An 8,354-nucleotide genomic window follows, 5' to 3' on the forward strand; every position below is an offset into this window, starting at 1 on the left:
GAGCAGGGTGGTGCCGGGGGCGGGCCGCGCCGCGGGGGCGGGGCCGGTGGATTCCACCCGGCCGTCGCGCAGCCCGACGGCCGGCCCGGGTCCCAGGGCCGGGAGCCGCTTGCCGCCCCAGTCGGCGGTGTAGACGGCGTACCCCTCCGCGGGCGGCTTGGCGGCGTTGTACCCGGCCAGGGGGTGGGCCCGCCCGCCGGGCAGGGTCACCGTCCCCTCCAGGCCGAGGCGCAGCAGGCGCCCGGCCCCATCCGGGCCGAAGCCGACGGCGGCGCCCCCGCCGGGCCCGGCCGAGGCGGAGTGCAGGAGCCGTCCGGAGCCGATGCCGGGGCCGAGGGGGGCTCCGGTGGCCCGGATGTCGAAGAAGTCGCCGTTCACTGCGGCGACCACGCGCCGCCCGGCTCCGGGCCGGTGGTGGGCGGCGGCCTCGCCGAGGGTGACCGGGCCGCCCGCGCCGCCCAGGTATTCGGCCCGTACGCCGCCGCGCGGGTCGAGGTCGGCCACCAGCTCGTCGATCCGCAGCCAGCGGTCTGCCTCCAGCCGGTCGTAGGACTCCAGCCGGATCCCGGGGGCGAGCTGACGGGTGGTCCGGGCGGTCTCGATGCCGTCGCCGCCACCGCCGGCCGCGGCGGCGTACGCGGGGACGGGGGTGAGCAGGACGGTGCTCAACAGGGCGGGCAGCAGCGGGCGGAGGCTCATCACCCCGGCAGGATCGCCGTACTGTACGACTATCGGATCCCGGGCGCACCGCGTGGACCAGCGGATTCAGCCGTTCGTACCCCTCGTACACCCGTGTGGACGCCGGGGTCGGGGCTGACATAGGTTCACCCCCGTTGCCCGGGGCCCCGCTCGGCCGGCCCCGCCGCGCATCCCGACCGTTCTTCGCAGACGTTCCCGTGGGGGGTACTTCGTCATGTCCTTCGGCTCGCCCGGATCGGCCCCGTCCTCGTTGCCCGACCGGCTGCCGCTGCCGAACCTCCCCGTGCTGCGCTCCCCGCGGGGGCTGGGGACGGCGCTGACCGTACTGCTGTCGCTCTGCGCGGTGGTGAACCTCCTCTCGGCCGGCGTGGGCGTCTACACCTGGTCCCTGACGCGGGTCCTGACGGGTGATCCCGTCACGGTCCGGGACGACGCCCTGGCGGGGTCCGGCCTCCTCTCGAACGTGGCGGCGTCCTTCCAGATGCTGTCGCTGCTGGTGACCGGCGTCGTGTTCGTCATCTGGTTCCACCGGGTGCGCACCAACGGCCAGGTCTTCCTCCCCGGCGGCTTCAGCCAGTCGCGCGGCTGGGCCATCGGGGCCTGGTTCGTCCCGTTCGGCAACCTCTACCTCCCGTACCGGATCGCGAAGGAGACCTGGCGGGCCGCCGGCCGGCCGGATCAGGACGGCTCCGCGCGGCGCGCGTCCACCGCGCCGGTGACCGCCTGGTGGCTGGTGTGGGTCGGCTCCACGCTCTGCGACGCCGTCGTGGAGCAGCTCTACAAGCGGGTCGAGACCCCGGAGGCGCTGGGCATCGCCTCCGGCGCCGGCGCCTTCGCCGACCTGACCACGGCCGCCGCGGCCGTCCTCGCGGTCCTCTTCGTCCGCCGGCTGACGGCCCTCCAGCACACCCGGGCCATGAGCATGTACGCCGGGGTGTGACGCCCGGCCCTACCCCGCCGCCGCCGGGACGGCGAACTCGCACCACACGCACTTCCCGCTCCCCCGGGGTTCCACCCCCCAGCCGTCCGCGAGCCGGTCGACCAGCATCAGGCCGCGCCCCGAGACCGCCCAGTCGTCGGTCTCCCGGCGGCGCGGCAGGGCGCTGCTGGAGTCCTCGACCTCGACCCGGATGCGTCCCTCGGCGGTCAGCCGCATGCCGACCTGGCCGCCGCCTTCGGTGTGCACGAGGGCGTTGGTCATCAGCTCGTCGGCGGCCAGCTCGATCTCGTCGGCCCGCTCCCGGGCGCCCCAGGCGGCCGCGGCCGCCCGGATCAGGTGCCGGGCCAGGGCCGGGCCCTCGGTGTCGCCCGGGGCCAGGCGCTGGCGCAGCGGGCCGCCGCCGCGCGGGGCGGGGGTGCCCCGGCGGCGCAGCACGAGCAGGGCCATGTCGTCCCCGCCGCCGGCGTCCCCGATCAGGTCGCAGAGCGCGTCGGCGAGTTCCTCGACGTCGGCCGGGCCCTCGCAGGCCGCGTCCATGAACTCCCGCATACCGGTCTCCAGGTCCCCGCCGGGCCGTTCGACCAGGCCGTCGGTGCAGAGCAGCAGGGTGTCGCCGGGGTGCAGCTCGATGCTGGTGACGGGGTAGCCGCAGCCGGTGCCGGAGGGCTCGCGCGGCGGGAGGCCGAGCGGGAGGCCGCCCGCCACCTGGACCCGGTGGCAGCTGCCGTCGCCGCGCCGGACCACCGGGTCGAGGTGCCCGGCGCGGACCAGGCGGAGCATGCCGGTGTTCAGGTCGGCCTCGGCGTAGGTGCAGGTGGCGAAGCGTTCGGTGGCGAGGTCGCGCAGGAAGGCGGAGGCCCGGGCCATGGCCGTCCCCGGGGTGTGGCCCTCCAGGACGTAGGCGCGCAGCACGATGCGCAGCTGGCCCATGACGGCCGCCGCGTCGGTGTCGTGGCCCTCGACGTCGCCGATCATCACGCCGACCCGGCCGTCGCCGAGGGGGATGACGTCGTACCAGTCGCCGCCGATGTCCCGGCCGATCCGGGCCGCCCGGTACCGTACGGCGATCCGGGCGCCGGCCACCTCCGGGATGTGGCGGGGCAGCATGGCCCGCTGGAGCCCCTCGGCGAGGTCGTGTTCCTGTTCGAAGAGGATGGCCCGCTGGAGGCTCTGCGCGATGCCGCTGGCGAGCGCCACCAGGACGTTGCGTTCCTCGGCGGTGAAGTCCCCGTCGCGGGTGTAGAGCAGCCCGAGCGCTCCGATGGGGCGGCCCTGGGCGATGAGGGGCAGGTAGACGCCGCTGCGGACGGAGAGGGGTTCGATGTACGGCCACAGGTCGGGGTAGCGCGTCCGGAACTCCTCGCGCGAGGAGAGGTGGACGGCCCGGAGGGTGCGGACGGCTTCGCTCATCGGGAGCCGGGCGTCTATGCGGGTGTACTCGGTCTCGGGCACGTAGGCGCCGAGCCGCCCCTCTGCGACGAGGTGGATCCGGCCGCCGTCGACGACGCCGAGCATCACGCTGACGGCGCCGAGGTGGCCGAGGCCCTCGGGGTCCTTGAGGATGTCGGTGACGTCGTTGACGGTGCGGGCGTGCGCGAGGATCGCGGCGGTCCGCTCGACGACGCCGGTCATCCGGCGCCGGCCCTCGTCGCGCTCCCCGGCCGCGCCGGGCTCCCCCGGGTCCTGGGCGGCGTCGCGGACGATCCCGATGATCCGGTGCGGGCGGCCGGCCGGGTCGCGCAGGACGTGGCCCTGGAGGTGGGTCCAGGCGGTGGCGCCGTCCTGGCGCAGGATGCGGAAGTAGGCGCCGTAGTGGCTGCGGCCGTCGTGCAGGGCCTGCCGGACGCGGTGGTCGAGGCGGTCGGCGTCGGCCGGGAGGATCCGGGCGCGCAGCCCGTCGGGGGTGCCGTCGAACCGCTCCGGGGGCAGGTCGAGGACCTCGAGGGCGGTGGCGTCCAGGTGCATGCGGCCGCCGTCGAGGTCCCAGTCGAAGGTGCCCATGCGGTTGAGCGCGAGGCTCAGGTCGGGCCGCGCGGGCCAGTCGACCGCCGGGGCCGGTCCCCGCGGGTCCATGCAGCCAGGGTCTCACTGTTCCCCGCGCCCGGCAGCGCGCCCGCCCGCCGCGGGGGGTGCGGGCCCGCGATTTGCCGGGGCCGGGGCCCGGGCAGACGATCGGATCGTCCCCTCTGTCTGCGAAGGGAAGCTCCCATGAGGCGCCTGAGCTGGAAGTACCGGGCCTCGGTCGGGACGGTGCTGGCGTGCGGACTGGCGGTGGGTCTCGCGACGCCGTCCTCGGCCGCTTCGAAGCTGCTGAGCCTGAAGCTGAACGCCCCGTACGTGACGGTCTCGTTCCTCGACACCGAACCCCACGACAAGAGCAACGTGCTCGTCCTGCGCCCGGAGGGCGGCGGGGAGACCCTGCGGGTGATCCTCTCCGACGAGGTCCCCGGGGTGGGCAAGACCGTCGTCAAGAAGCTGGACGCCGGGATCCGCCCGGGCACCCGCTACTGCGCGGCGGTCGAGGTGGCCGTCCTGAACGCGGAGGAACCGACCGGGCTCCCGACGGAGTTCCCGACGGCGCTGCCCGAACCGGACGACGTCGGCACCATCTACGAGACGGGCACGGTCTGCGCGGACCCGTCCTGAGTCCGTCCTGAATCCAGGTGACCCGGGTTCTGGATCTCGTGCAGCGGCACGGGGTTGAGGCCGCATGTCGTACGGGCCCGGCCTGAGGGCGGCCGGGCCCGTTCGCGGAGTGGAGTGGAGTGGAGTGCGGGAACCCTAGTAGGGGTTCGCCGGGGGGTAGGCCGGCCGGGGGGTGGCCGGGGCGGGCGGGGGTGTGGCCGGGGCGGGCCGGCTCGTGGCAGGCGCGGGCCGGCTCGTGGCCGGGGCGGGCGGGTAGGGCTCGGTGGCCGTCTCCGAGGGGGGCTCGGACTCGGACGGCGTGGCCGGCGGGGCGGTGGACGGGGCCCCCGTGGCGGTCTCCGTCGCCGGGCCGGTGGGCTTGGCCGTCGGCGGGGCGGAGGAGGCAACCGGTGCGGTCGGCGTGGCGGGGGCGGTCGACGGGCCCACGGTGGGCACCGGGGTGGTCACCGCCGGGGGCGGGACCGGCCTGTCGGGCTTAGGGGCGGCGCCGCGCCCGCGTTCGAGCCAGCGGCGGTCCTGGTGGTCGTAGATGACGAAGGCGTTCACGGTAGTCTCCGACGGCGCGATGACCACCACCTTCGACGGCTGGTACGCGGCCCACGGCTCCCCGTTCCGCTTCGGGTTGGCCTTCAGGGCCACCGGCGGCCCCAGCGGGTTCCCGCAGGAGCACCGCACCCTGGGCACCCCGCGGTCGTCGACCAGCACGGCCGTCCCCGCCTGGAGCACCGCCTGGTAGGCGGTGGGGGCGCCGTCGCGGAAGCCGTGGTTGGTGACCCGGGTGTCCAGCCGCAGCTGTACGGCGGTGAGCCCGCGCAGGTAGCCGGGCACGTCGGCCGGTCCGATGCCGAGGGCGGAGGCGAAGGCGCCGTTCTTGGCGGGCTGCCCGTTCAGCGCCGCGATCTGCTTCTCCACGTCGCAGCTGGCGACGTCCCGCGTGCCGCCGTAGAGGCCGGGCGCGGAGCCGCTGACGCTGCGCGTGGCCGTCGCGGCGGAGGCCGTCGCGGTGGCCGTGGCCGCGCTCCGGCTGGGCGGCGCGGGGCTCTGGGGCGGCACGGTGGCCTGCCGCGCGGTGGTGGAGTCGGTGAAGGGGTCCGGCCCGGAGGCGGCGGCCGGCTGGAGGAACACCTCGCCCCCGGCCTGCGCGGAGGATCCGCCGCCGGGCCGGGTCAGCACCACGGCCAGGGCGGCGACGGCCGCGACCGCCACGGCGGCCGTGACCATCCGCGGCACGGACCGCCACCAGGGGCGTCCGGGCGGTTCCCCGCCCCCGCCGCCGGAGGAGCCTCCGGGGGGTGCGGGCGGCGGCGGCACGGACCCCCGGTCGCCGCCCGAGAGGGGGCCGGAAGGGGGACCCGTGGGCCGTTCCGAGGACGGGGGCTGAGAGGAGGACGGGGGCTGCTGCCCACCGGACGGCTGAGTGGTCACGGGCCCTTCTTCCCGAGCACCGAACGAGATAATTCCGGACATCTGCCGGATTTCAGGCACTCCTTGGGTCATTGTGTGCGGGGGCCGAGTGGTGGCCGCAAGCCGGGAGTGCCACGGTTGCAGGGTGAGCAGCACCTCCGTGAGGGCGTGGCGCGAGGCCCTCGCCGCCGTCGTGGCGGGCTTCGCGGTGATGACCGTGGTGGCCGCCGCCGGGCTCGCCTGCGCGGGCGCGGCCGATCTGCCGGGCGGCGCGTTCCCCCATGTGGTCGCCGCCGTCGTCGTGATGGCGGCGGGCGGCGAGGTCGGCGTCACGGGCAGTGCCGGGCTGCTGGGCGGCGCCGGCGCGAGCCTGTCCGTGCTGCCGCTGTCGGTGAGCCTGGCCGGCGCGCTGACCACCGGGTACCTGTTCCTGCGCCCGCTGCGCCACCGTGCGGTGGCCCGGCCGCGCGAACTGCTCGCGCGGGCCGCCCTGCCGGCCGTGCTGTGGCTGGTCCTGCTGGCCCTCTTCGCCCTGTTCGCCGACCACACCTTCCGGCTGCTGAACGGCGACTCCCCGCTGGCGGACCTCGGCGAGGTCCTCGACACCACCCCGACGGTGGGCTTCCGGGCGGACCTGCCCGCCACCCTCGGGTTCGGACTGCTGTGGATCCTGGGCCTGTTGCTGATCGCCCTGCTGGTCTCCCGGCGCGCCCCGCTGCCGGCCGGTCTGCTGCGCTTCCACACGGCGGTGCGCCCGGCCGCGTTCGCCACCGCCGTGCTGCTCGTCGGCTACGTGGCACTCGCCCTGGTGATCGGCTTGGTGGTGGCCTGCACCCAGGGGCACGCCACGCGGACCCTCGCCGTGCTGCTGCTCGGCCTGCCGAACCTGGCCTGGCTGGCCCTGACCCTGGGCTTCGGCGGCGCCTGGCAGGGCCGGGCCGAGGGCCCGTTCGGGCTGCCGGTGCCGCAGCTGCTGGACCGGGTGCTGCGCGGGCCCGACCTGTCCACCCTCGACGTGTCCTCGCTGGCCCGGCACGACGGGCGGGCGTGGTGGCTGGTCGCGGTGGCCGCCGTCGCGTTGCTCGGCGCGGGCGTGCTGGCCGCCGTCCGCTCCCCGGCGGGGGTGCGGGCCTGGCGGCACGCGCTGCACCTGGGCGTGGCGCTCGCGCTGGCCACGCTGACGGTCTGCCTGCTGGGCCGGGTCCAGGCCCAGTTCGGGCTCTCCCTGCTGGGCATCGGGGACGACTCGGGGCTGGGCGGCAGGATCGAGCTCACCCCGTCGCTGTGGCGGACGACCGGACTCGGCCTGCTCTGGGGCGCGGTGGCCGGCTTCCTGGGCGCCTTCCTGGCCCGCCCGCTGCACCACCCCGGGCCCGTGGACGAACCCTCCCCCGCCCGCCAGGAGCGGTGAGCGCCCTCTCCCCGACCGGCCCCCGGCCCGAGGTCCCGACCGGACTCAGGTTTCGACCGGCCTCAGGTCCCGACCGGCCTCAGGCCCGGCCCCGGAACACCGGCAGCGCCCACCGGGGCGGCGGAGGCGGGGGCGGCGGTCCCGCGGCCTGCGCGAGGGCCCCGGCGTCCGCGGCGGCTCCAGCGACGGCTCCGGCCACCGGTGGGGCGGCCGGAGCCGAACCCGCCCGGCGCAGCGCCCCGGTGAACTCCAGGCAGCTCCCCCAGCGGTCCTCCGGCGTCTTCGCCAGGGCCTTCGCCAGCACCCCGTCCACCGCCGCCGTGAGCTCCGGCCGCCGCGAGGACGGCGCGGGCGGCGGGTCGAACTGGTGGGCCCACAGCAGGGCCATGTCGTCGTCCCGCTGGAACGGCGGCCCGCCGGTGAGCATCTCGTGGACCACGCACCCCAGGCTGTACACGTCGCAGCGCCCGTCCACGGGCTTGCCGGCGATCTGCTCGGGCGCCACGTAGTCCAGGGTCCCGACGAACTGCCCGACACTGGTGAACCCGGTGAGCGACAGGGACTTCTTGGTCAGTCCGAAGTCCGTGAGGTAGACGTGTTCGGGATGTTCGCTGTCCGTGCCGTCCGCGACGAGTATGTTGCCGGGCTTGACGTCCCGGTGGACGAGGTCGTGGTCGTGGGCGGCGTCGAGCGCGGAGGCGACCTGCCCGGCGATCCGGGCGGCCGTCTCCACGGGCAGCGGACCCGTCCGGTCGAGGAGCGCCCTCAGGTCCTGCCCGGCGACGAACCGCATGGCGATGTAGAGCAGCCCGTCCGTCTCCCCCGCCTCGAAGACGGGCACGATGTGCGGGTGGTCGATGGCCGCGGCCACCTTCGACTCGTGGGCGAAGCGCTTGCGGAAGGTGTCGTTGCGGGCGAGTTCGGGGGCCAGCAGCTTCAGCGCCACCGTCCGGTCCAGCCGCAGGTCGCGGGCCCGGTAGACGACCGCCATGCCGCCGCGCCCGATCTCGCTCTCCACCAGGTACCCGGCGATCTTCTTGCCCAGCAGCCCGGAGGGCCGGCCGCCCAGCGAGTCGGCGGCGCCCATCAGCGCCCTCCGGCCTCGGGCACGTCCACGATGCGCGTCGGCTCGTGGCCCGGCTCGGCCGGTACGGGGGCGCCCGCCGCGGTCTCGGCCTCGGGCGGGGGCGCGGCCGGGGGCGCGGCCGGGGGCGCGGGCTGCGCGGCGGGCTCGGGCTCCGGCTCGGGGGCCCG

At 76.3% G+C, this 8,354-nt stretch carries 6 protein-coding genes and 1 pseudogene; 3 read left to right on the forward strand and 4 right to left on the reverse strand.

The genetic code is table 11. The features are described from left to right. A pseudogene (locus ACFVXK_RS34830) lies at window positions 1-699 on the reverse strand (multidrug transporter); the annotation flags it as partial. A gap of 214 nt (window positions 700-913) precedes the next feature. Here ACFVXK_RS34830 and ACFVXK_RS34835 point away from each other — a divergent pair. Continuing rightward, complete coding sequence (locus tag ACFVXK_RS34835; protein WP_389620115.1) at window positions 914-1,639, forward strand: DUF4328 domain-containing protein; 726 nt, start codon at window positions 914-916, stop codon at window positions 1,637-1,639. A 9-nt stretch (window positions 1,640-1,648) separates the two neighbouring features. On the opposite strand, the gene ACFVXK_RS34840 is transcribed toward ACFVXK_RS34835, so the two are convergent. Continuing rightward, the gene (locus ACFVXK_RS34840) at window positions 1,649-3,712 is read right to left on the reverse strand and encodes a SpoIIE family protein phosphatase (protein ID WP_389620118.1); all 2,064 of its coding nucleotides are present in this window, start codon (window positions 3,710-3,712) and stop codon (window positions 1,649-1,651) included. A gap of 135 nt (window positions 3,713-3,847) precedes the next feature. Between ACFVXK_RS34840 and ACFVXK_RS34845 the strand changes: the two genes are divergently transcribed. Beyond that, window positions 3,848-4,285, forward strand: coding sequence for a hypothetical protein (locus ACFVXK_RS34845; RefSeq protein ID WP_389620121.1), 438 nt, complete (start codon window positions 3,848-3,850; stop codon window positions 4,283-4,285). 135 nt (window positions 4,286-4,420) lie between these two features. Here ACFVXK_RS34845 and ACFVXK_RS34850 read toward each other — a convergent pair whose 3' ends face one another. After that, window positions 4,421-5,515, reverse strand: coding sequence for a DUF6777 domain-containing protein (locus tag ACFVXK_RS34850; protein WP_389620124.1), 1,095 nt, complete (start codon window positions 5,513-5,515; stop codon window positions 4,421-4,423). A 319-nt stretch (window positions 5,516-5,834) separates the two neighbouring features. Here ACFVXK_RS34850 and ACFVXK_RS34855 point away from each other — a divergent pair, with 319 nt between their 5' ends. Further along, window positions 5,835-7,100, forward strand: a complete 1,266-nt coding sequence (locus ACFVXK_RS34855; protein WP_389620127.1) for a streptophobe family protein — start codon at window positions 5,835-5,837, stop codon at window positions 7,098-7,100. A 79-nt stretch (window positions 7,101-7,179) separates the two neighbouring features. Here ACFVXK_RS34855 and ACFVXK_RS34860 read toward each other — a convergent pair whose 3' ends face one another. After that, entirely contained in the window at window positions 7,180-8,187 is a 1,008-nt protein-coding gene (locus ACFVXK_RS34860) for a serine/threonine-protein kinase (RefSeq protein ID WP_389620129.1), read from the reverse strand. Between the last annotated feature and the right edge of the window lie 167 nt (window positions 8,188-8,354).

The sequence above is a fragment of the Streptomyces sp. NPDC058157 genome (genome assembly GCF_042884105.1).
In the GTDB taxonomy this organism is placed as follows: Bacteria; Actinomycetota; Actinomycetes; order Streptomycetales; family Streptomycetaceae; genus Streptomyces.

Coding starts and splice junctions, on each gene's coding strand:
- ACFVXK_RS34835 (WP_389620115.1), top strand. CDS start 914: ATGTCCTTCGGCTCGCCCGGATCGGCCCCGTCCTCGTTGCCCGACCGG.
- ACFVXK_RS34840 (WP_389620118.1), bottom strand. CDS start 3,712: ATGGACCCGCGGGGACCGGCCCCGGCGGTCGACTGGCCCGCGCGGCCC.
- ACFVXK_RS34845 (WP_389620121.1), top strand. CDS start 3,848: ATGAGGCGCCTGAGCTGGAAGTACCGGGCCTCGGTCGGGACGGTGCTG.
- ACFVXK_RS34860 (WP_389620129.1), bottom strand. CDS start 8,187: ATGGGCGCCGCCGACTCGCTGGGCGGCCGGCCCTCCGGGCTGCTGGGC.